Source organism: Vibrio injensis (assembly GCF_001895205.1).
GTDB lineage: Bacteria > Pseudomonadota > Gammaproteobacteria > Enterobacterales > Vibrionaceae > Vibrio > Vibrio injensis.
In genome coordinates this window covers 519,641-544,468 of sequence record NZ_BDJF01000027.1, presented here as the reverse complement: position 1 = coordinate 544,468, position 24,828 = coordinate 519,641, and the positions used below count along the sequence as shown (strand labels likewise).

At 45.4% G+C, this 24,828-nt stretch carries 19 protein-coding genes; 12 read left to right on the top strand and 7 right to left on the bottom strand.

The genetic code is table 11. The features are described 5' to 3' along the window. Window positions 1-6 precede the first annotated feature (6 nt). Window positions 7-2,388, top strand: coding sequence for a VolA/Pla-1 family phospholipase (locus BSR11_RS14440; protein WP_072671033.1), 2,382 nt, complete (start codon window positions 7-9; stop codon window positions 2,386-2,388). A gap of 88 nt (window positions 2,389-2,476) precedes the next feature. On the opposite strand, the gene ompW is transcribed toward BSR11_RS14440, so the two are convergent. After that, the gene (ompW, locus tag BSR11_RS14435) at window positions 2,477-3,121 is read right to left on the bottom strand and encodes an outer membrane protein OmpW (RefSeq protein ID WP_072671032.1); all 645 of its coding nucleotides are present in this window, start codon (window positions 3,119-3,121) and stop codon (window positions 2,477-2,479) included. A 323-nt stretch (window positions 3,122-3,444) separates the two neighbouring features. After that, window positions 3,445-3,723, bottom strand: a complete 279-nt coding sequence (gene ppiC, locus BSR11_RS14430) for a peptidylprolyl isomerase PpiC (RefSeq protein ID WP_072671031.1) — start codon at window positions 3,721-3,723, stop codon at window positions 3,445-3,447. A gap of 184 nt (window positions 3,724-3,907) precedes the next feature. Here ppiC and BSR11_RS14425 point away from each other — a divergent pair, with 184 nt between their 5' ends. Together BSR11_RS14425 and BSR11_RS14420 are read left to right on the top strand one after the other, a co-directional pair. After that, window positions 3,908-4,834, top strand: coding sequence for a chemotaxis protein (locus tag BSR11_RS14425; RefSeq protein WP_072671030.1), 927 nt, complete (start codon window positions 3,908-3,910; stop codon window positions 4,832-4,834). 100 nt (window positions 4,835-4,934) lie between these two features. After that, on the top strand, window positions 4,935-5,951 hold the full coding sequence (locus BSR11_RS14420; RefSeq protein ID WP_072671029.1) for a GGDEF domain-containing protein: 1,017 nt from the start codon (window positions 4,935-4,937) through the stop codon (window positions 5,949-5,951). 120 nt (window positions 5,952-6,071) lie between these two features. On the opposite strand, the gene BSR11_RS14415 is transcribed toward BSR11_RS14420, so the two are convergent. Then, window positions 6,072-6,653: an aldolase/citrate lyase/malate synthase family protein gene (locus BSR11_RS14415; RefSeq protein WP_072671028.1), complete on the bottom strand. Its 582-nt coding sequence runs from the start codon at window positions 6,651-6,653 to the stop codon at window positions 6,072-6,074. A gap of 158 nt (window positions 6,654-6,811) precedes the next feature. Here BSR11_RS14415 and BSR11_RS14410 point away from each other — a divergent pair, with 158 nt between their 5' ends. From BSR11_RS14410 to BSR11_RS14400, 3 genes are all read left to right on the top strand, one after another. After that, window positions 6,812-8,350, top strand: a complete 1,539-nt coding sequence (locus BSR11_RS14410; protein WP_072671027.1) for a DUF3612 domain-containing protein — start codon at window positions 6,812-6,814, stop codon at window positions 8,348-8,350. Between the two features lie 347 nt (window positions 8,351-8,697). Next, window positions 8,698-9,309 carry an alpha-ketoglutarate-dependent dioxygenase AlkB family protein gene (locus tag BSR11_RS14405; protein ID WP_072671026.1) on the top strand — a complete coding sequence of 204 codons (612 nt, stop codon included), beginning with the start codon at window positions 8,698-8,700 and terminating at the stop codon, window positions 9,307-9,309. A 172-nt stretch (window positions 9,310-9,481) separates the two neighbouring features. After that, a complete protein-coding gene (locus tag BSR11_RS14400) occupies window positions 9,482-10,330 on the top strand; it encodes a pirin family protein (protein ID WP_072671025.1) in 849 nt (282 codons plus the stop codon). 254 nt (window positions 10,331-10,584) lie between these two features. On the opposite strand, the gene ppnP is transcribed toward BSR11_RS14400, so the two are convergent. Beyond that, window positions 10,585-10,866 (bottom strand): pyrimidine/purine nucleoside phosphorylase, encoded by a 282-nt coding sequence (gene ppnP, locus BSR11_RS14395; protein ID WP_072671024.1) that lies wholly within the window; start codon window positions 10,864-10,866, stop codon window positions 10,585-10,587. 166 nt (window positions 10,867-11,032) lie between these two features. Between ppnP and BSR11_RS14390 the strand changes: the two genes are divergently transcribed. After that, window positions 11,033-11,497 (top strand): DUF2850 domain-containing protein, encoded by a 465-nt coding sequence (locus BSR11_RS14390; RefSeq protein WP_072671223.1) that lies wholly within the window; start codon window positions 11,033-11,035, stop codon window positions 11,495-11,497. A 51-nt stretch (window positions 11,498-11,548) separates the two neighbouring features. On the opposite strand, the gene BSR11_RS14385 is transcribed toward BSR11_RS14390, so the two are convergent. Beyond that, window positions 11,549-13,909, bottom strand: a complete 2,361-nt coding sequence (locus BSR11_RS14385; RefSeq protein WP_072671023.1) for a Lon protease family protein — start codon at window positions 13,907-13,909, stop codon at window positions 11,549-11,551. 226 nt (window positions 13,910-14,135) lie between these two features. Here BSR11_RS14385 and BSR11_RS14380 point away from each other — a divergent pair, with 226 nt between their 5' ends. Beyond that, on the top strand, window positions 14,136-14,630 hold the full coding sequence (locus BSR11_RS14380; protein ID WP_072671022.1) for a hypothetical protein: 495 nt from the start codon (window positions 14,136-14,138) through the stop codon (window positions 14,628-14,630). Window positions 14,631-14,678: 48 nt separating this feature from the next. Here BSR11_RS14380 and BSR11_RS14375 read toward each other — a convergent pair whose 3' ends face one another. Continuing rightward, entirely contained in the window at window positions 14,679-15,578 is a 900-nt protein-coding gene (locus tag BSR11_RS14375) for a LysR family transcriptional regulator (RefSeq protein ID WP_072671021.1), read from the bottom strand. A gap of 203 nt (window positions 15,579-15,781) precedes the next feature. Between BSR11_RS14375 and BSR11_RS14370 the strand changes: the two genes are divergently transcribed. The 3 genes from BSR11_RS14370 to BSR11_RS14360 all read left to right on the top strand — a co-directional run bounded on the left by BSR11_RS14370 (window position 15,782) and on the right by BSR11_RS14360 (window position 21,591). Further along, window positions 15,782-17,485: an L-lactate permease gene (locus tag BSR11_RS14370; RefSeq protein WP_072671020.1), complete on the top strand. Its 1,704-nt coding sequence runs from the start codon at window positions 15,782-15,784 to the stop codon at window positions 17,483-17,485. Between the two features lie 109 nt (window positions 17,486-17,594). Next, window positions 17,595-18,731 (top strand): FMN-dependent L-lactate dehydrogenase LldD, encoded by a 1,137-nt coding sequence (gene lldD / locus BSR11_RS14365; protein ID WP_072671019.1) that lies wholly within the window; start codon window positions 17,595-17,597, stop codon window positions 18,729-18,731. 25 nt (window positions 18,732-18,756) lie between these two features. Continuing rightward, on the top strand, window positions 18,757-21,591 hold the full coding sequence (locus BSR11_RS14360; protein WP_072671018.1) for an FAD-binding and (Fe-S)-binding domain-containing protein: 2,835 nt from the start codon (window positions 18,757-18,759) through the stop codon (window positions 21,589-21,591). 63 nt (window positions 21,592-21,654) lie between these two features. Here BSR11_RS14360 and aroG read toward each other — a convergent pair whose 3' ends face one another. After that, on the bottom strand, window positions 21,655-22,707 hold the full coding sequence (aroG, locus tag BSR11_RS14355) for a 3-deoxy-7-phosphoheptulonate synthase AroG (protein WP_072671017.1): 1,053 nt from the start codon (window positions 22,705-22,707) through the stop codon (window positions 21,655-21,657). 377 nt (window positions 22,708-23,084) lie between these two features. Between aroG and BSR11_RS14350 the strand changes: the two genes are divergently transcribed. After that, window positions 23,085-24,791 (top strand): phospho-sugar mutase, encoded by a 1,707-nt coding sequence (locus BSR11_RS14350; protein WP_072671016.1) that lies wholly within the window; start codon window positions 23,085-23,087, stop codon window positions 24,789-24,791. Window positions 24,792-24,828: the final 37 nt, after the last annotated feature.

Here is a 24,828-nt window from a genome sequence, read left to right as displayed (position 1 = left end):
ATACCCATGAAAAAACTACTTAAAATTTCCCTATTCTGCTCTGCTCTCTGGTTAGCGGGATGCGGCGATGAAATGCAAAGCTCTGGCGCACCCACCATTAGCTACGAGCCACATATTGCCAAGGCATTAACTCGCGAAACACAGATTAAATTTCAGTTAAGCGGCGCTAACCCTTCTGTGCCGCTGCCATCGTATGCGTTGATGAACCCGCAAGATGGCACCTTGAACTTACCTACTGATGGTGACAACTCGCCCAGTAATCCGCGCGTTGCTATGAATCAGCTCGATGGTTGGTCAACCACTATGCCACTGTATCTGGATTTTACAGGCGGCAGTTTGGCTACTGGCCCCATCACAGACGGTATTTATCTCGTTGAACTAAAAGAGTCATTATTAGGTGATCCCGATGCACAAGCATTTGAAAAGGTATTTGAACTAGGCAATGTTTTTGATAAAAAAGACTTTGTCGCCTTTAGCGATGCCGCGACCAGTAAGATCGCCATTTACCCAACTAAGCCATTAAACCCAGCGAGCAACTATATTTTAGCCATCACCAGTGAAGTTAAAGACGCACAAGGCGAGCCAATCGGCACCTCAAGTAGCTATGCTACTCTTAAATCCAAGCAGCGGATCTATAGCCAAGGGCAATTGGCACAATTGCAGAAAATCACTCATGGTACGGAAGCCCTATTTAGCGCAACCGGTGTTGATGCAGAACAGATCGTATACAGCACTTGGTTTAGCACCCAATCGGTGGGCGATACTTTAAGCGCTGTAGCTGCAGCAACGGCCTACGGCGCGGGGCAAGGAAACCCATTAGCGGTTTGGCAGCAAACATTTGACCATCAAAATGATGCTTATCAAATGACCTTTGAAGATCCCAAGCCTTTTGCTGAAGCGCTAAACGCAGATAAGGCTTTTGAACAATATATAAAGGCTCCCAAGAATCTACTTATTGCAGCTTATGATCAGTCCGTTATTGATAGCGGTCAATCGGTTAACGTCACTCACGGCACCGTGACTCTGCCTTACTATCTTGAAACTGGCGCAAATTGGAATACACAAGCGTTTAGCGCCGCTTCCCCAAGCCTAGCGAAAATATCAGCAGCGTTAAAAGACCCTATCGAGCAGGCTCATATTGCCACGCAATTGATCGGTGCTGGTATTGATCTTACCGAACTGGCAACCAGTCAAGAACAGCAGATGAAATTAGTCGGTCTTGAGCTAACGAAAACCGATGGCAGCCGATTAGACAGCGAGCGTTTGATCACCCGCTATTCACCGCTGCCAAGCATTAAATCACTGCAAACCGTGCCATTTTTACTTTTTACTCCCCAAACGGGTACGGTTAAGGACGTGGTGATTTATCAGCACGGCATTACCTCAGCCAAAGAAAATGCTTACGCGTTTGCGTTTCGCCTTGCTCAAGCGGGTTTAGCGGTGATTGCGATTGATATGCCACTGCACGGAGAGCGCAGTTTAGATGAGCAGCGCTCAGCCAATACCAATGTGCTGGCCTATTTAAACTTAGCTAACTTACCCGTGGCCCGTGATAATGTGCGTCAAAGTATTTTGGATGTGCTAGCGCTGCGCGCTGCGCTAAGCATGCCTAAAGCAAATTTCTCAGGTTCACCTTTGGCAACACTGAGTGGAAATAGTGAATTTAAACTGCTCGGTCACTCATTAGGTGGTATTGTCGGGCTGTCCGCACTGGCAGCAAGTGAACAGGATTTAGGTAATCCTCAAGCGAATGCTCTCTATCACTTTAGCGCCGCAGCAATCCATAACTCTGGGGGCCGTATCGCACCACTTCTATTTGGTTCAAACGCCTTTGCACCACAAATCAAACATAACTTAGCGCTGACTTCTGCTCAGTATCAAGAATTTGTAAAGGGATTTTGTCATAGTGGGCAAACGGACGCTGAGTGCTACGGTCTGTTTGAATCTTTTGCCAGCGATGAACAAAAAGCACAATTAAACGCACTGTTTGCTCAGTTTAGCTTTGCTGCTCAATCGGTGCTCGACAGCATAGATCCAATAGCAAATCTAGCCTCAGGCATTACAACGCCACTATTACTGACTCAAGTTCACAATGATAATACGGTGCCGAATGTCACAAAGGAAGCAGGCATACTGCCATTTGCTGGCACAGAGCCAGTGGCGAGCTTACTTGGATTAATGACGATCAATCGCACGACATCAACCGTGAATGGGCAAAGCAGCGTCTTTATTCAGTATAATGGCACAGCTAAGCATTCAACTTTTATTGGCCCACAGAATGATGATGGGTCTGATACACTTCACCATGGTGAAATGCAAAAACAAACTATTGATTTTCTGTTTAATAACCAATTGAATGGTGCGATTCTAGAAACCGTATTGCACTAATTAACCAAACCGCAAAGCGGTAATATAGAAAACAATAAAGGCAGGATTTCCTGCCTTTATTGTTGCTGAGCGTTATCAGGCCAATCCGTTAGAACTTATAACCGCCAGAGATCATAAATACCCAAGGATTAATTTTCACGTCAGTGGATTGGGCATCAACACCCGCTTTATATTTTGCTGTGGTTTCAATATTGGCGTACCAAACTGATGCGTTAAAGAACCAGTTATCATCGAGCATATAATCGACACCAACATTGGCCGCTAGACCCCAAGAATCATCCAGTTTTAAATCATTAAGCCCGGCTGTTTTTCCAGTATCATTAAATTTTTCATCAAAGAAGTTGGTGTAGTTAACACCAGCGCCAACATAAGGGCGCCACGTGCTGCCCGCTTCGCCAAAATAGTACTGGACCATCACCGTCGGTGGTAAATGCTTAGTTTTACCGATATCCCCTAAACCGCCAAGATCGGTCGAGATCTTATGCGAGAAAGGCGTTGCGGCTAATAACTCAATACTGAAATTATCCGTCAACATATAGCCTAGCGTTAAGCCCAGCTGAGTATTACTGTTCACCGACAGTTCACTTTGTGAACCAAGAATTTTATCACTGCTATCATTGGGTACGACACTAGCAATACCCGCACGCACCAAAATATCTCCTTGCTGATGAGCAAGCACTGAAGTTGAAGCTAAAATGGTAAGGACTGCTAATCCACAGACTGTTTTTTTCATGCTACTTTCCTTTTCTTGGGCTAATTATTCTTTTTGTTGGCGCGCACAGTAGCATATAAAAACCACACTATTTTGATGGAAATCAATTTGTGAATTTTTTTAGTTGAAAAGATGAAAATCTGTAAACTTTGTCACAATAAATACTCAAGCAACACAATCATCTAATGCAAACTAGGCGTGCCACGCAAAAAGCAAGCTAACCGTAAGAGCATTCGGCGATGTTGATTGAGTCAGTCATCATGAGTATGGAAACAATATACTTGGCTCGAAAGAAGCGACCGCAGCGCGGTAGCTTCAGTAGAAAAGAATGGTTCACTACAACACTAGGTACGGTAAAGTACTTTTATTACATGCCAACCAAACTTGGTTTTCACTAATTGCGGCGTCAAAATTTCACCTTGAAAGCACGCTTTATCAAAGGCAGGAACCATTTGTCCTTGGCGAAACTCGCCTAAATCACCACCACGCTTACCCGATGGGCAAAGTGAATGTTTTTTGGCTAAGGTTTGAAATTTAGCGCCTTTTTTCAATTGCTGTAGTAATTCATCAGCTTGCTCTTTGTGCTTGACTAAAATGTGCAATGCAGCGGCTGTTTTCGCCATAGGGAAATACTCGATCTAATAACAAAGCTGCTTATTTTAACCAAAGCCGTAACCTAATGCATCTTTTCGATATTCATCGCTCGTCAAGAAGCTTTAACTGCTAAAAATAGCTCAATAGCGTTACGAAGCGGCAATTTTCAGTTACTATAGAGGGTGTAGTGTGTTTATTTTTGAGTAGTGTGTTATGGCCAAAACCGTCAGTAAAGCAAATCAGTCGCAAGGGATGTTGATGTTTACCCTCAACTCACAGCAACAGCTGTTTGCTATTGGAACGTTAAAAGTAAGGGAAATCGTCCCCTATTTACCGATGACGCAAATCCCGTATTCTCATCATCATGTGGTGGGAACGGTGACGATACGTAATCTAACGGTACCAGTGATTGATATGGCCGCAGCTATTGGGTTTAGGCCGATTACACCTCAAGAATATAAACAGTGTTATTTGATTGTCACTGACTGCCTGCGTACCGTGGTTGCCTTTATGGTGCGCGGAATTGAAAAAATCATCGAATGTAATTGGCGATCCATTGAGTCAGCGCCGGTGACTGCAGGCAATAATGTTTTTGTAACAGGGATCACTCGTTATCAAGATCGTATTGTCCAACTTCTGGATGTCGAACTGCTGCTCTCAAAAATCTATCCGCAATACGAATCCACCAAAGTGCCGATGCTGACCGATATTGAACGTGAGCGTCTAAAACCACTGAATATTTTATTGGTCGATGACTCATCAATTGCCCGTAAACAACTGGCCGACGCGCTGGATAGGATCAACATTCCTTACCAAATTTGTAAAAATGGTTTAGAAGCCATCGAGTTAATGCGCCACTTAGCCGATGAACATAATGCGATTGACCTTTTAGTCAGTGATATTGAAATGCCCGGTCTTGATGGTTACGAGTTGGCTTTTGAGGTACAAAACGATTCTCGCTTAAGCCATGCTTATTGTATTTTACACACCTCACTGTCTAGTGAAATATGCGTTGATCGCGCTCGTCAAGTGGGTGCCCATGAGGCATTAGAAAAGTTTAACGCCACTGAACTTATCGAGGCGATGCTCAGAGGAGCGAAAAAGCTTGAATCACAACGCTCATCATCACTCTCGATGTAATACACGATAACGGCAAGATCCGCGGTTTTTTGCAGCAAAATCAGCGAAAATCCGCTACGCTTAGCCCATAGAATTGATTAGCTCTAGTACGGGTAAACCGATGCCTGATGACGTTTTTAAAAAATCCACTGCCAACCTGAAAAAAGCGGTTCCCCTGATGATGAAGCATCATGTTGCCGCTACGCCTGCTAATTACGCACTTTGGTATACTTATGTCGATCACGCGATACCGCAGTTAAATCAAGAGATGGATTCCATTTTGGAGCATTTTGGCTTGTGCCCACCCAGCTCTGGTGAAGTGCTCTATAAAAACTTTATCGCCTCTAAAGCAGAAACGACGGTCAGTGAATTGCGCGCCAATATGGAAATTTTAGCCAGCGAAGTCGCCAGTTCAATGTCAGATACCATGACTGACACTCGAGCTTTTGAAGCCATTATTGATAAAAGTTTTTACGATTTAGAACGGGTAGAAAAAGAAGACCTCTCTTTAGAAGAGGTGATGGGCGTTATTCGACAGCTAGTCAGTGAGTCACGAGACATTCGCCATTCGACCCGCTTTTTAAACAATCAGCTCAAAACCGCTTGCGATGAGATCTCTAAACTCAGAAGCCAGTTAGCAGAAGTACAGAAAGATGCCCTCTTTGATCCACTCTGTGGGTTATATAATCGACGCGCTTTCAACAACGATCTGCTTGCCATGCTTCATGCTCAACAAGCGCTAAGCATTATTTTGTTAGATATCGACCATTTCAAAAGCTATAACGATGATTTCGGTCACCTGTTTGGTGATTCGGTATTAAGAGCGATTGCCAAACGTATTCAAAGTAATTGTCGCGAAGCGATGACGGCCTACCGTTTTGGAGGCGAAGAATTTGTTATTCTACTGCCTAACATGACCTTGCGTAGTGCGCGTCAGTTTGCTGAGTCTGTGCGTCGTTCAATTGAAAAACTGTTAGTACGCGATCGCCGTTCTGGGCAGCAAATTGGCAACATTACCGCTTCTTTTGGGGTTGCCGAATATCAAAGCTTGGAAGCCGCGGATAGCTTAGTTGATCGAGCCGATAAAATGCTCTATCAAGCAAAAAATCTTGGTCGCAACCGAGTAATGCCGCTCTAAAAACCGTAACCGAGTATTTAGATGGCCCTACGATCGCCATCTAAATATTCGGTTTCTATCCAAACGGTCAGCGACTTAAAATAAGCCGCTCAACCTAATGCTGAATGTCAATAGTCAAACCTATAGCTGAAAAGCGTAGCTAAGGCAGTAATCTTCACCACTTTTGGCTGTATATTCTTTATCTTCACTGCAAGCTTGCGCTTTACCGTGCGCATTACCTTTAATGAGGCTTATCCAATGACGGATCGCCGTATTGGCTGTGTGATCATTGATTTGTTGACTAAACGTCGTGCAGGTTTCCAACTGAACATCTTCTATCTCAACCAATTCCACGCAACCAGTCCCGCGTAAACAACCTAATAACAGCTCTACATGACTACTACCATCCCCTTCTCGAAATAAGATTGAACAAGGTTGATCTTTACTTCCTGTGAAGGCGACAAACTGTTTTGGATGTTTTAAACCGCTGTGACGACCATCTTTAAAATACGCTAATACATGGTGATAATCGATCACGTAACTGGTGACTTCTTGATGTGAACCACTTTCTAGCGGAAATAAACGGTCAAGCAGCTGCTTAGCTTTGACTTGTCTTTCACGCTGTTGATTTGCACTCGTTGTCTCCACAGCGAAAACAGCTTCAGCGATAAACGGGTGTTGAGTTGATTGAATGTTGGTCTTATCGAATGTCAGCATATTCATTGTCGTTCCCTCGTGGATAACTATTTATTGTGTCCTAGAGCCGTTACTTCAAACTGATGTTTAATTTTCATTCAATTCTGTGACTGGCTTAGTTTGTAGACTAGCGGATTTTTTACTACAATTTCACAACAAAAATTTTACAATGTGAATTTTACAAAATGGCCATATCAAAAAGCTTAGTTAGACAGTCACATTTTTTAGGCACCAAGGTAAGAAACTTGCGCAAACGCAATCACTTAACCATGGAAGACTTATCTGCGCGCTGTATACGGGTTAATCCAGAATACGCTCCTTCGGTCTCTTACCTTTCGATGATTGAACGAGGTAAGCGAGTGCCTAGCGTGGAAATGCTGGAAGTGATTGCAGAAGTTTTTCAAAAAGATCCACGTTGGTTTTTAGATGACGAGCCCGAACAAGCCGACATTACCCCGAATAAAGGTAACCGCGGGGGAATAAGCGGTATGGCACTGGAACCTAGCTTTCTATTTTCTAATGATATTTTACAAATTGCGATTCCCGAGATGCTGTCACAAACTGGGATAACGGGACGCCAATTTGCACATTTACTGATCCGCGCCCATCAAGAAAGTTTACAAAATCATTTCCCCGATCTAGAACGTGCAGCAGAGGAGGTGGGACTAAAACGTCTTAATTTAGCGGTAGAAGATTTAATCGATATCGCTAAAAGTCTAGGATTGACCATACGTTGGGTGACTCGTACGCCACATGATGTCGTCGATGAATTGGGGATCAGCGCCAAACAGTTAGTCACTTCTTTTTTTGAACCGCCGGGAAATATTTATCTTAATGAGATTTTAAAACAATACCCGACACGCCTGAAATACGATTTAGCGGTGTATATCGGCCATAACGTTCTGCACAGTAAAGAGGGATTAAAAAGTGTGCTTTCGGTTGGGCATACTCATGGCTGGGAAGAACAGAGCGATCTTCAGCAAACTTCCGAGCTTAACTCACAAGATATTTTACAAGCATGGCGTGATTTTGAATCGAGCTTTTTTGCTGGTGCTCTACTTTGCCCTAAGGTTCCCTTTCGCCAGCTGTTGGATCGTAATGGTTATGAAATCTCCGTACATCAAAAAGCGGGAGTATCTCCTTCGGTTGCCATGCGCCGGATGACCGTCGTTTCTCCCTACCCTTATTGGCACTATTTTGATGCCTATGGCGAAGGAAAACTTAAAGCGGTGTATCGTGGTAATGGCATTCCCCTACCTTGGGGTAATATGCGTAAAGTTGATGACCCTTGCCAACACTGGGCCGTATTTCGTCGTTTATCTGAACCGTTACCCGGTAGCTCCGCGCAGATTTCAATTTTAAATGTCGGTGATGAACCGCGTATTTACTGCTGCGAATCAATGAATATGTCTGATGCTGCGGGGAATAATCGAGTTCTGTGTGCTGGGATTGATCTGAATCCTGCGATCGATGCTCAAGGAGGCGATGCCCGCTCGATAGCCGAAGAGCTCAAAGCTTCTTGTGTTCAACAAGGAGGTTCTACCATCATCCCCAGACACATTAAAAAAGATTTGCTGACGATTGCAAAAATTCTCAATATTAATTGGATTGAGCGTGGGATTGATAATCAAGCAAGATTAATCTGCTCACGTGGTGCTGTATGCCCACGAGTGCCTAGTTGCTATGATAAATGTGCCAATAAAGCTGGGAGCGTTGATCGTTGACAAGAAAAACAACGTAAAAAAAAGCCAACCGCAAAAAAGGCGCGATTGGCTATATTTTGTGTGAACAAGAAGGTTCACTAACAACGTCAGTTGGCTAGGTGACCCTCGGCTTAAAAGGGTCATATATTATAAAGCATATTGCGTGCCAACTTTTTAAAATCGAAAAATCCAGTAATTTAGGGTTAACGTGGCGAAAAAACATCCGTTTCATTACAACCAATCTCATAGTGATTTTGCATTTTGCAACCAATGCGCAAAATGCAAAAAAAATAGACCGCCGATAATCGTTTTTTCGCCTGTCAAACATAAGCTAACTCTGACGACAAAAAGATTGACTGAGAATAATAATGACGCCAACTCTGTTTTCTATTCAAAAGTCCACACACACTCCCTCATGGCTAACCATTCAGGATGGACAATTACTGTGGATTCCAAATTTTTTATCCCTTGAACAAGCTGATAACGCTTATAAACGTCTGTCATTGGAACTGAATTGGCAGCAACAAGCGATCATGATGTTTGGTAAACCAATCATGCAGCCTCGCCTTCACGCTTGGTATGGTGAAAAAGCTTATCGCTATTCAGGCTTAAGCTTAGCACCACAGTCATGGGCACCAGCCTTATTGCCCCTGAAAGCACAATGTGAGCGTGTTGCAGATCAACCATTCAATTCAGTATTAGCGAATCTCTATCGCCATGGTCAAGATTCGATGGGCTGGCACCAAGACAATGAACCGGAATTAGGTCATCAGCCAGTCATTGCTTCATTATCACTAGGAGCGACTCGGCGTTTTGCGCTGCGCCATATTCAAAGTAAAGAAAAATTAACCTTTGAGCTTAGCCATGGCTCATTATTAGTGATGGCGGGAGACACACAACACTGTTGGCAACATACTATTCCTAAAACTCGTCAAGCTTGCCAACCGAGAATCAACCTCACATTCAGGCAGATTATTTAGTGATGGGCATACACCATAGATCATAAAAACGGCCCTACATTTAGAAAAATGTGTCGGAAAATATAACAATATCAATATTCAAAATTTTTGAATGACATCCTCAACTCTCTGTGCTCCCTTTTTGTGATGTAATCGGTAAGCTATGATCATCCTCTAATGATGGAGCATGATCATGAACCCCTTACGCGTCATTGAACAGATAATTCCCGCCCGAGCAACCTCAGATGGTGATGGTGTTAAAATTCGTCGTATTGCTGGTTTTAACCATGACAGGTTTTCCCCTTTCCTGATGGTCGATGAGCTGAAATCAGACGACAGTGCTGACTATATTGGTGGGTTTCCCCCTCATCCACATCGAGGCATTGAGACACTCACCTACATGTTACAAGGTCACTTTCAACATCGCGATCAAATGGGTAACGTCGGTGAACTACGCAGCGGTGGCGCACAATGGATGGCCGCGGGGCGAGGAGTCATCCACAGTGAAATGCCGATCATGGAGCAAGGGCAATTGCATGGTTTCCAAATTTGGATTAATCAACCCGCAAAATACAAAATGGCTCCTGCCCAGTATCATGATTTTCAACCTGAGACGATCACTGAATACTCAACAGATTCAGTGAGTAAGCTAAGGATCATTGCCGGAGAACTGGCTATCGACGAGCGAACGCTGCAAGGCCCACTAACTCAAACTGGGGTTGCGACTATTGTGGCCGACTGGCGCGCTCAATCGTCCAGTGACATCGCTCTAATCATCCCTGAGCACTACAATGTGTTGCTCTATGCTTATCAAGGCACGGTGAATGTAGTTGGCAAGAGCTTAAAACAGGGCGAACTCGCGGTACTTTCTCGCAACTCTGACCTGCAATTATCAGCTTCAGAGGCCAGTGGCGTATTGATTTTAGCCGGTGAACCAATTAACGAACCGATCGTTCATTACGGTCCATTTGTGATGAATAGCCACCAAGAGATTGAGCAAGCGATCGCGGATTATAATGCGGGCTTATTTGCCACCTACTAATTGCCTGATAACTCTATACCCAAACGACTTAGAGTGGTGATCAGCCCTCATCAACAAACTCGATGAGCAAACAAAGATGGCTGCCGCTGTAAGAGGAAAGGAAGAATAAGTTTACTGTCTATTCGACCATAAGGTCGGTTGTTAAACAAAAATAAAGCCACTGCCTAATATTTTTGTTTTTGCCACACTGATTCAGTGTGGCTTTTTTGGGTCAGCAGGAAATGTCGTTCCTATTGTGAACGAAGAATAAGTCGCTATAAAAATTCACACAAATAAGCGGTCGCTTGCGACACTTGAAGATCAAACGATGAATGACCATCAACGTCAAAACTCTCTCCGCTATGAAAAGTTAACCATTGTTGATCGCTCGTCCGTTTAATGGTTAATGACCCTTTGATAACGGTCATTTTTTCCGGAGCATCCGTCGCAAAGGTATACTCTCCGGGAGCCATCACACCGACGGTCATTGACTCGCCCTGCTGCTGAAAACCTAAAGATTTCACATTGCCATCAAAGTAGCTATTTTCCTTAATCATGATATTCCTTTTCTGAGATAAAATAGTTTGAGTGGCATTTTCCACTCATGACTCAACGAGACACTCAAGATATCATTAGCTTAGCTTTAATGACAATATGCTATACTCAGCTTACCTAGAGGCTTTACGTAATAAATCCTAAATACTTTGAGAGAATGACGTGGTTATTAGAAAAAAACCTAGCCGAAAATACCGCCCTGATAGTCAATCGTTTCTGTTTAAAGTCCTCTTTTGGCTAATATTAAGTCTATTGGCCGTCGGATTTGCGCTGTTAATTATCGTGAGTTATCGCGATTATATTAATCCAAAGAACGTTCATGGTTCTTGGATTGAAATTGGCGCGCCGAGCCACTTAACCGAAGTGCTCACGTTTAATGAACAAGGTGTGTTTCGTGATCATCGTTTAATTGCCACACAATTTGAATTTGATGGCAAGACAATTGCGATCAGAACAGGTACTGGCGAAACCCTTTATCAACTGTCAGGAACCACCGATTCACCACAGCTACGTCGAGTTGAACCTCCGCTACCTCATCAGCGCTTTATTCGAGCAGGCTACGAGCACACCATTTCTACCGAACCTGGACCTAGCCGCCGTTCAGCCGTATCAGAGCATTTCAGAGAACGATAATGGCTCCCGAAGGAGCCAATAAGAAAGCGAAGTGTTAATCCAAAGCTCAGTTTATTTACGTAGTGCGTTGAGCTTAGCCTGAGCCAAGCCAAAAATCGTATCGACTGGGTAGCTGCCATCTTCGGTTGCAATCCCAGCAGGTTTACCTGTGAAGAGTTCAATCGCCTCTGTCACATGGTCAATCACCCAAATATGGAATTCGCCTTTTTCCACCGCTTTGAGAATATCCGCTCGTAACATCAAATGATGTTGATTCGAGCGCGGTATAATAACCCCTTGTTGTGGATGACGACCTTTGATCGAACAAACATCAAAGAAACCCTCGATTTTTTCATTCACCCCACCAATCGGTTGCGCTTCACCGAACTGGTTCATCGAACCGGTAATCGCAATATCTTGTCGATTAGGTTGTCTAGAAAACGCCGATACAATAGCGCAGAACTCGGCCATGCTTGCGCTATCCCCATCAACACCACCGTAAGATTGCTCAAAAGTAATAGTGGTCGTGAGTGGTACACGCGCGGTGCGACCAAATACTGATTTTAAGTAAGCAGAAAGGATCATCACGCCTTTCGAGTGGATACTGCCCCCTAAATCAACACTACGTTCAATATCAATAATGTCGCCATCGCCAAACGAGGTAGTGGCGGTAATTCGGTTCGGCGCACCAAAGGCGTGATCGCTCGTCGCTAATACGGATAAAGCATTTACTTGACCAATGGCGGAACCTTCCGTGTGCAATAATGTGGTGCCATTGAGGAAGGTTTCCATCACCCCTTCTTGCAAACGGTTTACTCGCATTTGTTGGTTATTGAGTGCCTCTTCTACATGATTTTGTCGGATCATATTAGAGTTCGCTTGCCGAGCAACATAATTAGATTCACGCAATAAATTAGCAATATGGGCGGAATGCAAAGAGAGCTTATTTTGATCGCTGGTCATCCGCGAACTGTGTTCAATAATGCGCGCAATCGCTTTACGATCGCAATGCAACATATTGTTATCATGCACTATGCTGGAAATAAAACGAGCATAATGCAATTCACTTTCTGGCGTGCGCTTCATCTCATCTTCGAAATCGGCCGTCACGCGAAACAGCTCACTGAACTCCGGATCATAATGCGTAAGCAATTCATAGGTTCGGTAATCACCAAATAAAATGATTTTAACGTCCAGAGGTATCGGCTCAGGATCCAGCGAGACGGTTCCGGTTAAGGTGACCTCTTTTTCTAGCGAGGTGAAACTGAGCTGACGTGAACGCAGAGCACGTTTTAAACCATCCCACACATAGGGCTGCTCCAGTACCTTCACCGCATCCATCAGTAGCACGCCGCCGTTGGCTTTATGTAAACTACCAGCGCGGATCAGTGAAAAATCGGTAAATACCGTTCCTTTATAAGTAGCAGTTTCAATATAACCAAACAAGGAATGATAGTTAGGGTTTTCTTCGACCACTACCGGAAATTCTTGCGAAGCGCGACACACCAGCACGTTAACTTTATAGCGACGCGGTAATTTTTTATCCAACGCCGCGGTAGCCAGCTCCCCTTGCTCTCCCGTTTCGTCCAAAAAGATCTCCACATTTTCGACGATATCTTTTTGTAATTCGGTTAAGTAGGTTTTGATTTCTGGGTATTTAGAATAATCAAGCTTAAGCTGTTTAATAAAATGACTGATCACGTCCAGCGTCACGTCATCATTGAGCTTTTTAATTTTTTCGCTGTAAGTCTCTTCCCATTCGGTCAGTTGACGAACCATATTACGTAGACTGACTTCCAGTTCATCGATGGTTTGTGAAAAATGCTCTTGCTCTTTTTTGCTCAGGGCATCAAACGTTTCTTCGGTATGCATTTCTTCGCCATTCATGGCGACAAACTGATACTCACCTTGATTGGTGATCGTTAGGCTAATGTCGCGCTCTTTAGCGCGTAAAGTGATGGCCGCTAATTCTTGTTCCTGCTTTTGGGCGAGTTGATTTTTTAAGCGGTCGGCTCGGCTAAAGTAGAGTTCATTATCAAACGCTAACGGAATCGCATTGACCAATTTGGTCATTAGTTTTTCAATATCTTGACGGAAAGTTTGCCCCACTCCAGCGGGCAACTTCAACACTCGCGGCGTACGAATATCATCGAAATTAGCCACATAACACCAATCAAATAGCGCGTTATTCTCTGGCTGATGGCGATTTAAATAACGCAAGATCATGGTACGCTTACCCAACCCATTGCGTCCAATCGCATAGATGTTATAGCCCTTTTCTTTTATCGACATCGCAAATTCAACCGCTTTTTGCGCGCGTTCTTGGCCAACAATTTCATCAATGGGAGCCAATTCTTTGGTCGATTTACATGGCAAATGCTCTAAAGTTGCAACGTGGTAGAGCTGCTCAAGATTCAATTTTTGAATCGCCATACTCCCTCCTAGTTCTTATGATTGTTATTGTGAGTGTTACTGCTTTTAGTTTTAGCCTAAGTGTAGAAGAAAAGCACAATCTTTTTAGTGACTTACTACTAATTCATGGTTAAGTGAACAAATAAACAACAACCCAAGCATGAAAAATGCAAATGATAACTAGTTGCATTTGCCGTGAAATTATCTTTAAATAGAACTTCACTACCTAAGCAATATCGGAGTCACAATGGATCTCAATTTATGTTGGAGCTATTATCAAAAAGCAGAAAAATTGGTTAATCAGGGACATTGGCCCGAGGCCCATTATCTTTTCGAGCAAGTTTTGGCATACCTTCCACAACATCTGCATCACGCTGCGCAGCACGCACAAACCAAACCTTGCCAATTGGTATGCTTAATCAGCGGCCTACGAGACTGTGCGGTGTATCAATCTGAAATTCTTAATACCATGGGACAGCAGAAAAACGCTTATCAGGTACTCAACCAAAGTTATGCGCTACTGCAATTTTTATCCATTGAAAACAATCCATTAGTCAGATCCGTTGCCAGCGTATTAGACAGAAATAGTCACGATTTACTCGAACACATGAATGCATTTTGTCATGCACAAAGAGCAGCATCATGGCAGTTAGAATATGCCAATGTTGAAAAAGCTCATCGCTACTTCACTCAATTAAAACATCAACAAGGGCAAATGACTGCAGGAGCGAGACTCAACTAAAAGCAAGTGATCAAAACTCGTCCATTGATCGTTGATGACTGTTAAGGGTTAAAAATAATGGGCAATCGCTAAATAACGCTGACGAATATGCTCAATCAATAAACGAACTTTATTCGGTGGCTGACGAGTAAAAGGATACACCGCATAAATACCCAACTTTTTACCCACTTGGTCTGGGAACAGGTCAATTAATGTCCCTTCTCTAAAATCATGGTAGACCAAACAGCGCGGTACATAAGCAATCCCGTGCCCGCCCAAAGCGGCTTTGCGTAGCGCCGTAGCATTATCGGTAGAAAAGCTGCCTGAAACTTTAACGATTCGGTTTCCTGCTGGGCTTTTAAACTCCCAATCACTGGCACCCGTAGTTTGATAAGCGTATTGCAAACAATTATGCGTAACAAGCTGCTCAGGCGTTATTGGTTGACCATGGCGAGCAAGGTACGCGGGCGATGTGCACACCACCCATTGCGAATCCAAAATATGCCGAGCGATCAAACTTGAGTCATCTAAATAACCCGTACGGATCACCAAATCAAAACCATCTTCTATCAAATCAACAAACCGATTATCTAACGACATATCCACCGTTAACCCTGGATAGCGATTACAAAATTCGGCAACCGCATCAGCAAGCAGCAAATCTCCAGAGATAGTCGGCACAGACATTCTGATATGTCCGCTGACATTTTCACCAAAACCTGATAAGGCATCGATGGCTTCTTGCGTGGCTTGCTTCACATTTCTGGCACTGATTAATAACGCTTTCCCCGCTTCAGTTAAGGTCAACTTACGGGTTGTACGATAGAGTAGCTGTACCGCTAGCTCTTGTTCTAAACGAGCGATTCTTTTGCTAACTACTGAATTAGTAAGATTATTTTGTTCTGCGGCTTTGCTAAAGCTCCCTAGCTCAATCACTTGAGAGAACAAAATCAGATCATCTGCGCGCACTCGATTACACCATTTTAGGAACTAATTATTTTCATTATTTCCCTATATCCTCAAAAAATAAAGGAGTAAATTCACCCACAATTAACAAGCCCATCACAACTATAAAAATTAAACAACCCGAACTCACATTGCTTAACTCGTACCCTACTGCACGTATTAAGTCATCATTATGAATGGAGAGTTCAAGGACGAGGAAGTCTTTCATGAGTGACACCCTACTGGCGCTGATTGCGTTTTCACCCATTGTTGTCGCAGCCGTATTGCTGGTCGGATTAAATTGGCCAGCCAAAAAAGCCATGCCGGTGGCATTTGCCTTAACGGTTGCTATCGCTTTGATCTTTTGGAATATGTCGATAACTCGCGTCCTTGCTTCAACCTTGCAAGGGCTCGGCATTACTGTTTCCGTATTATGGATCGTCTTTGGCGCGATATTACTACTCAATACACTGAAACATACCGGAGCGATTACTACCATCCGTAATGGTTTCACCGACATTTCACCCGATCGTCGCATACAAGCGATCATCATTGCTTGGTGCTTTGGTTCTTTCATCGAAGGTGCTTCAGGTTTTGGTACACCAGCCGCCATTGCGGCCCCTTTACTGGTTGCGATTGGTTTTCCTGCTTTAGCCGCGGTGTTAATGGGCATGATGATTCAATCAACGCCAGTATCATTCGGAGCGGTGGGAACGCCGATCATTGTTGGTGTTAACCGAGGACTAGATACACATAATATTAGCGAAACTTTAGTGGCTAATGGTTCCAACTGGGACGCCTACTTACAGCAAATCACAGCAGGCGTTGCACTCACTCATGCAGTTGTTGGTATCTTGATGCCGGTGCTGATGGCGATGATGCTGACGCGATTTTTCGGTAAAAACCGTAGTTGGACCGAAGGGTTAGATATCTTACCTTTTGCTCTGTTTGCCGGTTTGGCCTTTACGCTGCCTTATGCGCTAACGGGAATCTTCTTAGGCGCTGAATTCCCTTCACTGATCGGTGGATTAGTCAGTTTAGCCGTTGTGGTCACCGCTGCGAAAAAGGGCTTTTTAGTACCGAAAACCACATGGGATTTTGCACCAGAAACAGAGTGGCCGAGTGAATGGCTTGGCTCATTAAAAATGAACCTTGATGAAATGAAAGCCAAACCAATGGGGCTGGCTCTCGCGTGGACTCCTTATGTGTTGTTAGCGGTCATTCTGGTTGCTAGCCGGGTCAGCAGTGAATTTAAAGCCATGTTACTGAGTGTACAACTGAGCTTTAATAACATTCTTGGTGAAATGGGAGTCAGCACATCGATTGACCCGCTCTATCTGCCCGGTGGCATCTTAGTCTTTGTCGCGATCTTGGCCGTGTTACTACAGTCTCGTAGCCCTGCTCCGCTATTAAAAGCCGTTGGCGAATCCAGTAAAACGTTAGTGGGGGCTGGTTTTGTGTTGGTCTTTACTATTCCTATGGTACGAATTTTTATCAACTCCGGTATTAATGGCGCAGATCTGGCCAGCATGCCTGTGACTACCGCCAATTTTGCCGCAGGTCTGGTTGGGCAAGCCTTTCCTGCGCTTAGTGCCACCGTGGGTGCTTTAGGTGCTTTCATTGCTGGCTCGAATACGGTGTCTAACATGATGTTTAGCCAGTTTCAATTTGAAGTGGCGCAGACACTGAATATCTCTACGGTCGTGGTGGTTGCCCTGCAAGCCGTGGGCGCGGCGGCCGGTAATATGGTGGCGATTCATAACGTCGTCGCTGCCTCAGCAACAGTCGGTTTACTGGGTCGTGAAGGAGCTACCTTACGTAAAACTATCATCCCGACGGCGTATTATCTGATTGCCACCGCCATTATCGGCATGGTGGTTGTTTATGGGTTTAATGTTAGTGATGTGTTGATGCTAGCCGAACACTCATGAGCAACCGATCCTGCTGTTAATATTGACCGCGGTAGCGAACAGACAACCCTCGCTACCGCGACTTACTCATTAGGTTATCCATGATCCCGTTGTTATAAGGATACAAACCATGATCATCTCTGCCTCGACTGATTTTCGCGCAGCCGCTCAAGCGAAGTTACCGCCTTTTCTGTTTCACTATATTGATGGCGGATCGTATCGCGAAGACACCCTACGTCGCAATACTACCGATTTAGCCGATATCGCCCTACGCCAACGGGTGCTCAATGACATGTCTGAATTAAGCCTTGAGACCGAATTGTTTGGCGAATCGCTGGCCATGCCTATCGCCTTAGCTCCGGTGGGCTTAACCGGCATGTACGCTCGACGTGGTGAAGTGCAAGCCGCGCACGCTGCCGCCAATAAAGGCATTCCCTTTACCCTATCGACGGTGTCGGTCTGTCCGATTGAAGAAGTCACCGCCACCTTGACTCGTCCAATGTGGTTTCAGCTTTATGTATTGAAAGATCGCGGCTTTATGAAAAACGTGTTAGAGCGCGCCAAGGCGGCAGGCGTGACAACTTTAGTGTTTACGGTCGATATGCCGGTTCCCGGTGCGCGTTATCGTGATATGCACTCTGGAATGAGCGGTCCCAATGCCGCAAGCCGACGCATTCTGCAAGCGATGACACATCCTCGCTGGGCATGGGATGTGGGCTTATTGGGTAAACCGCACGATCTGGGCAATATTTCGACCTATCGCGGGACGCCGACTAAACTCGAAGATTATATTGGCTGGCTGGGGAATAATTTCGACCCGTCAATCAGTTGGCAAGATCTCGAATGGATCCGTGATTTCTGGGATGGCCCGATGGTGATCAAAGGCATTTTAGACGTCGAAGATGCCAAAGATGCGGTACGCTTCGGCGCTGATGGCATTGTGGTCTCTAACCACGGTGGACGTCAGTTAGATGGCGTACTGTCCACCGCACAGGCATTACCTAAGATTGCTGATGCAGTAAAAGGCGAGTTAAAAATTCTTGTCGATTCTGGCATTCGTAGCGGATTGGATGTGGTCAGAATGCTTGCCTTAGGTGCAGACTGCACCTTACTGGGTCGAGCTTTTGTCTATGCACTAGCGGCGCAAGGTCAAGCCGGTGTTGAACATTTACTGGATTTATTTGATAAAGAGATGCGCGTTGCAATGACCTTAACCGGTGCTAAACGGGTGCAAGATCTCTCCCGTGATTCTTTGGTGAATCGTTAATCCGTGGTGAAAACAGGAGTTCAACATGAGTGAGTTACCCTCACACTATCAGCAGCTGATCACTCAACTGGCAACCCGCGTTGCTAGTGAGCGCATCATCACTCAGCCAGCGCAACGTTTGGCCTATGGTACTGACGCCAGTTTTTATCGCTTAGTGCCTAAAATCGTCTTACGTTTACAGTCTCTTGATGAAGTGATATTTACGATTCAGTGTTGCTCTGAGCTGGGCATTCATTTTACTTTTCGCGCCGCTGGCACCAGCTTATCTGGTCAGGCGGTGTCTGATTCTGTCTTGATCACCTTAACTGATGATTGGCGTGAGCATCAAATTCTTGATGACGGCCATAAAATTCGGCTACAACCGGGGGTTATCGGCGCGGACGCCAATAAATACCTTGCCCCTTACCAACGTAAAATTGGTCCTGATCCCGCTTCAATCAATACTTGTAAAATTGGCGGTATCGCCGCTAATAATGCGAGTGGCATGTGTTGCGGTACCGCGCACAACTCGTATCGTACCGTTGATAGCATGACCATCGTTTTTGCTGACGGCGTCGTGCTTGATACCCGAGATGAGCAAAGTATTGCTGACTTCAAACGCCGCAAAGCAGACTTGCTCGCGGGCATTGAAACGTTAGCCGCGCACACTCGCGCCAATACTCAGCTCACTGAACAAATTCGTCACAAATATCGCTTAAAAAATACCACCGGTTATGCACTTAATGCGCTCATTGACTATCATGATCCGATCGACATCATCGAACATCTGTTAATCGGCTCAGAAGGCACACTCGGCTTTATCGCTGATATTACCTATAACACCGTAGTTGAACATCGCTACAAAGCCTCAGCGCTCTTGGTTTTTGCCACTATTGAACAAGCCTGCCAAGCGGTAACCACCTTGTCCAGTACGCCAGTTGCTGCGGTGGAACTCATGGATGGTCGCGCGCTCCGTTCTGTTGCTGATAAACCTGGCATGCCAGACTTTATTGCCGAACTCGATATCGAAGCCTGCGCTCTATTGGTGGAATCGCACGCCAGTCAACAAGTCGAACTCGATAGTCAGTGCCAAGCCATTATGGATAGCCTCAGCGATTATCAGATCATTCAATCGGTGCCGTTTACTCGTGACAGCCAAACTGTTGCCACCTTATGGGGCATTCGTAAAGGTATGTTTCCAGCTGTCGGCGCCGTCCGTGAGGTCGGCACGACGGTGATCATCGAAGACGTCGCCTTTCCGGTTGAAAAACTCGCCGCTGGGGTACGTGAACTGCAAACCCTATTCGATCAGTATCACTATCATGAAGCGATCATTTTTGGTCATGCCTTAGAAGGCAACTTGCACTTTGTCTTCACACAAGGTTTTGAACAGCAAGCTGAAATAGACCGCTACGGCGCATTTATGGATGCGGTTGCGGAATTGGTCGCGGTCAAGTATCAAGGTTCGTTAAAAGCGGAACATGGTACGGGGCGCAATATGGCTCCTTATGTCGAGCTAGAATGGGGCAAAGAAGGCTACGCTCTTATGCAGCGCATCAAAAGTCTGTTTGATCCACAAGGACTGCTCAATCCTGGCGTCATCATCAACGCCGATCCTCAAGCGCATCTACAACACCTTAAGCCGATGCCCGCCGCCGATCCTTTGGTTGATCGCTGCATTGAATGTGGTTTTTGTGAACCCGTTTGTCCATCACGCACCTTGACCTTATCTCCTCGCCAGCGAATTGTGCTGTATCGTGAATTACAACGTCGTCAGCGAGCGGGAGAAGAGATTGCCAGCGATGAAATGAATCGTGTATTCCAATATCAAGGTATTGATACTTGCGCCGCCACTGGTTTATGCGCCGAGCGCTGTCCAGTGGGTATCAACACGGGCGATTTAATTAAACAATTACGCCAGGCAAAATACGCCAAATTTACTCCGATTGCGCGCTGGACAGCCGACCATTTTTCCACCACCACCGCACTGGTGACAACGGGTCTTAAAGTCAATCAACTGGCAACTAACGTCTGCGGAGAAGCGCGAATCAGTCAACTGAGCCAAAGCTTACGCAAATTCAGCAAAGGCAAAACACCCTTATGGATGGTAGAGCTGCCTCGCGCCAATCGCTATCCACTGGCAAAACAAGCGGCGAATTTGCCACGACGCGAGAAAAAAGTCGTCTACCTGCCCTCTTGCGCCAGCCGGACGATGGCGCAAGGCAAAAACGCCCTTGATCCACGGCCACTGACCGAAGTGACTTTATCCCTGCTCAACAAAGCCGGCTTTGAGGCCATTATCCCAAACGATGTCTCTTCTCAATGCTGTGGTATGCCTTATGACAGTAAAGGGATGTTTGATATTGCCACTCAAAAAGCGCAGCAGTTAGAACAAGCATTGTGGCAAGCCAGTGAACAGGGCCGCTATCCAGTACTCATCGATACCAGCCCATGTGCCAAACGCAGTATGGATCACTTTACCCAGCCAATGCAGATTTTTGAACCGGCAGGCTTTATCAGTCAGTATGTTTTAGAGCATTTAAGCATTACTCCAAAACAAGAAACAGTCATGCTGCACATCACCTGTAGCTCACGAAAAATGGCGCTTGAGAAGACCATGTTAGCGGTCGCGCAAGCTTGCGTATCAGACGTGATTGTTCCTGAGCATATTCAATGCTGCGGTTTTGCTGGTGATAAGGGCTTTACCACGCCAGAGCTCAACCAAGCTGCCGTACAATCGCTGAAACAACAAGTACCCGCCAACTGCCAACGTGGTTTTAGTAATAGTCGGACTTGTGAAATCGGCTTATCCCATCATAGTGGGATCCCTTATCAATCTATTTTGTATTTGTTAGATGAAGTATCAAGGCCAAATAATTAAGTTGACGCCATAAAATAGGCGCTGATTCAGCGCCTATTTTTTATCGACCAGAAACAAAATCCCTTACAGGTTACGACGCGCCTCAACCGCTTGCGCGAGCTGACGTAATACTTTTTCAGTATCATCCCAACCGATACATGCATCGGTAATCGACTGTCCATAAGTCGGTGCTTGACCATCCACTAAGTCCTGACGACCTGCCACTAAATGGGACTCAATCATCACCCCAAAGATAGCGTGTTCACCAGCGCGCAGCTGCGCACAAACGTCATCTGCCACCACCATTTGTCGCTGATACTGCTTAGAGCTATTGGCATGGCTAAAGTCAATCATCACTTTCTGTTTTAAACCGGAGACTTCTAGCTCTTGTTTAATCGCCGCAACATGCTCAGCACTGTAGTTAGGCTCTTTGCCGCCACGTAGAATAATATGGCAATCAGGGTTACCCGCCGTCTCTACAATCGCCGAATGACCAAATTTAGTCACCGATAAAAAGTGGTGTGAAGCACTGGCAGAACGAATCGCATCGGTGGCAATTTTAATATTGCCATCAGTACCATTTTTAAATCCCACTGGGCATGAAAGTCCCGAAGACAACTCGCGATGTACTTGAGACTCGGTTGTGCGAGCGCCAATGGCTCCCCAGCTGATCAAATCCGCGACGTACTGCGGCGTGATCATATCCAAAAACTCACTGGCGGTTGGCATTCCCATATCGGTTAAATCCAATAACAACTTACGACCAATACGCAAACCGTCATTAATTTTATAGGAATCATCAAGATACGGGTCGTTAATCAGTCCTTTCCAGCCCACTGTGGTACGCGGTTTTTCAAAATATACCCGCATCACCACTTCAAGATGACCGCTTAATTCATCACGCAAGGCTTTCAAGCGCTGGCCATACTCAATCGCGGCTTTAGGGTCATGAATAGAACAAGGGCCAATGACCACCAACAAACGATCATCTTGGTCATGTAAAATGTTATGTATCGCTTCACGGGCTTGAAATGTGGTTGAAGAAGCAGCTTCACTGGCAGGAAATTTCTCTAATACGGCCACTGGAGGCAGCAATTGTTTGATACGTTTTATATTGACATCATCGGTTTGATACATCGCTTACTTCTTCCTATTACTGATTACTGCAGGAGTTCCCATCACTGCTCGGTTATGCTTTGTAAGTAACTTAACCACTTCACCAAGCAATCGCAAGCACTATTTTTATCAATTTTCAACCACTCAGCATTCAATACAAAAATAACAGGGTGTAACTTAAAGTTTACACCATTAAACATGTTCATCTTCAAACGACTTGAATATACTTTTTACATCGACTCCAATGATGGCTGGCCTTTTTGCTTGACGCTGCTGGGTTGACTGAACATCCGTTGCTATAGCAAGAAGAGAACGCGTTTAGCGATTGCGCGCCCATTAATGAGAATAAATATTACTTACAATATGTCTACTGACACTATCTATTAAAGGTGACCACGATGAACAATAACGTCACGCTCTGGTTAGCAAAAGATCCAGACCTCCGTACCCGTAAAGAATTACAAACTTTAATTGATAACCAACAGCAAGATGAAATTGCCGATCGCTTTAAATCTCGCTTAGAATTTGGCACCGCTGGCCTACGCGGTAAGGTGGGATGCGGCCCTAACCGCATGAATCGGCTAGTGATTCAAGAAACCGCGGTCGGATTGGGTCATTATCTGATCCAGCAAGTCGACAATGCCAAACAACGAGGCGTCGTCATTGGCTATGATGGCCGCCCAGATTCACAGCAATTTGCTCAAGATACCGCCTCGGTACTGACCGCTTTAGGCATTAAGGTCTATCTTACCTATAAAGTAGCGCCTACTCCGGTAGTGGCATTTGGGGTCAAACATTTACAAGCCGCCGCCGCAGTGGTCGTTACTGCTAGCCACAATCCGCCAGAATACAACGGTTTTAAAGTCTATTGGGAAAATGGCGCGCAGATCATTGCTCCCCATGACTCAGGCATTGCCAGTCAAATTGATTTAGCGGCAACGCAAGCGGTGCCAACACTGGATCTCGATACAGCTCAACAGCAAGGGTTATTGGTTTGGCTGCAAGATGATTATTATCAAACCTATCGGCAAACCATTAACGCCAGTCCATTGCTGCAGCATCACACCGATCCGTCTAGTGTGACCATCGCTTATACCGCCATGCACGGCGTCGGTGCCGAAATGGCAGAAACCCTGCTCGCTGACGCCGGATTTAATAAGGTACTGAGTGTCAAAGAGCAACGCGAACCCGATGGTAGCTTCCCGACGGTTAACTTCCCTAACCCCGAAGAAGCCGGCGCTATGGACAGAGTCATAGCCTTAGCCGAATCGGTGAATGCCGAGCTTGCCTGCGCCAATGATCCCGATGCCGACCGTTTCGCGGTTGCCGTGGCGAAACCTGAAGGCGGATATCAAATGCTGACGGGCGATCAAGTCGGTGCATTACTCGGCGATTACCTGCTCCGTCATACCGCGCATCAAGCCCCATTAGTCGGAAATACCATCGTCTCTTCTAGCCTACTCAGTAAAATTGCTGCCGTTCATGGCGCGGTTTATTACCAAACACTGACAGGTTTTAAATGGTTAACTAATGTGGCAATGGCGAAGCAATCAGAGCAGCATCCATTCTTGTTTGCTTATGAAGAAGCCTTAGGTTACACCGTCGGTAATAGCGTTTGGGATAAAGATGGCTTGTCCGCTATGGTGGCCTTTGCCCAACTCGCGGCAGAACTGTATAGCCAAGGTAAAACTATTTGGGATCAATTAGAGACGTTATATCGTCAACACGGTTTATACATTACTGCGCAGCGCAGTATTGCTCTCGCGCCAGATACGCCACCCATAGGTGATCATCTACGAGCGAACCCTCCCCATACCATTGCCGGTCGTGCTGTGATCAGCTGCGATGATTTAAAACTCGCCGTTCGTTATCATCAAGACGGCACGACAGAGCCGCTCACTTGGCCAAGTAGTGATGTTCTGATTTATCATTTACAAGATGACGCAAGAGTGATTGTTCGTCCGTCAGGCACCGAGCCTAAACTCAAATGCTACTATGAAGTGGTTGGAACGTTTAGCGCAGAGGAAAGTTTTGCTGATGCAGAACAACGCACCGAAGAACAAATGGCATTGCTGATCAGCGAGCATCAAAGTAGTTTAGTGTAACAGCAGATACCCTCGCTTGATGCTCAATTCAGCGAGG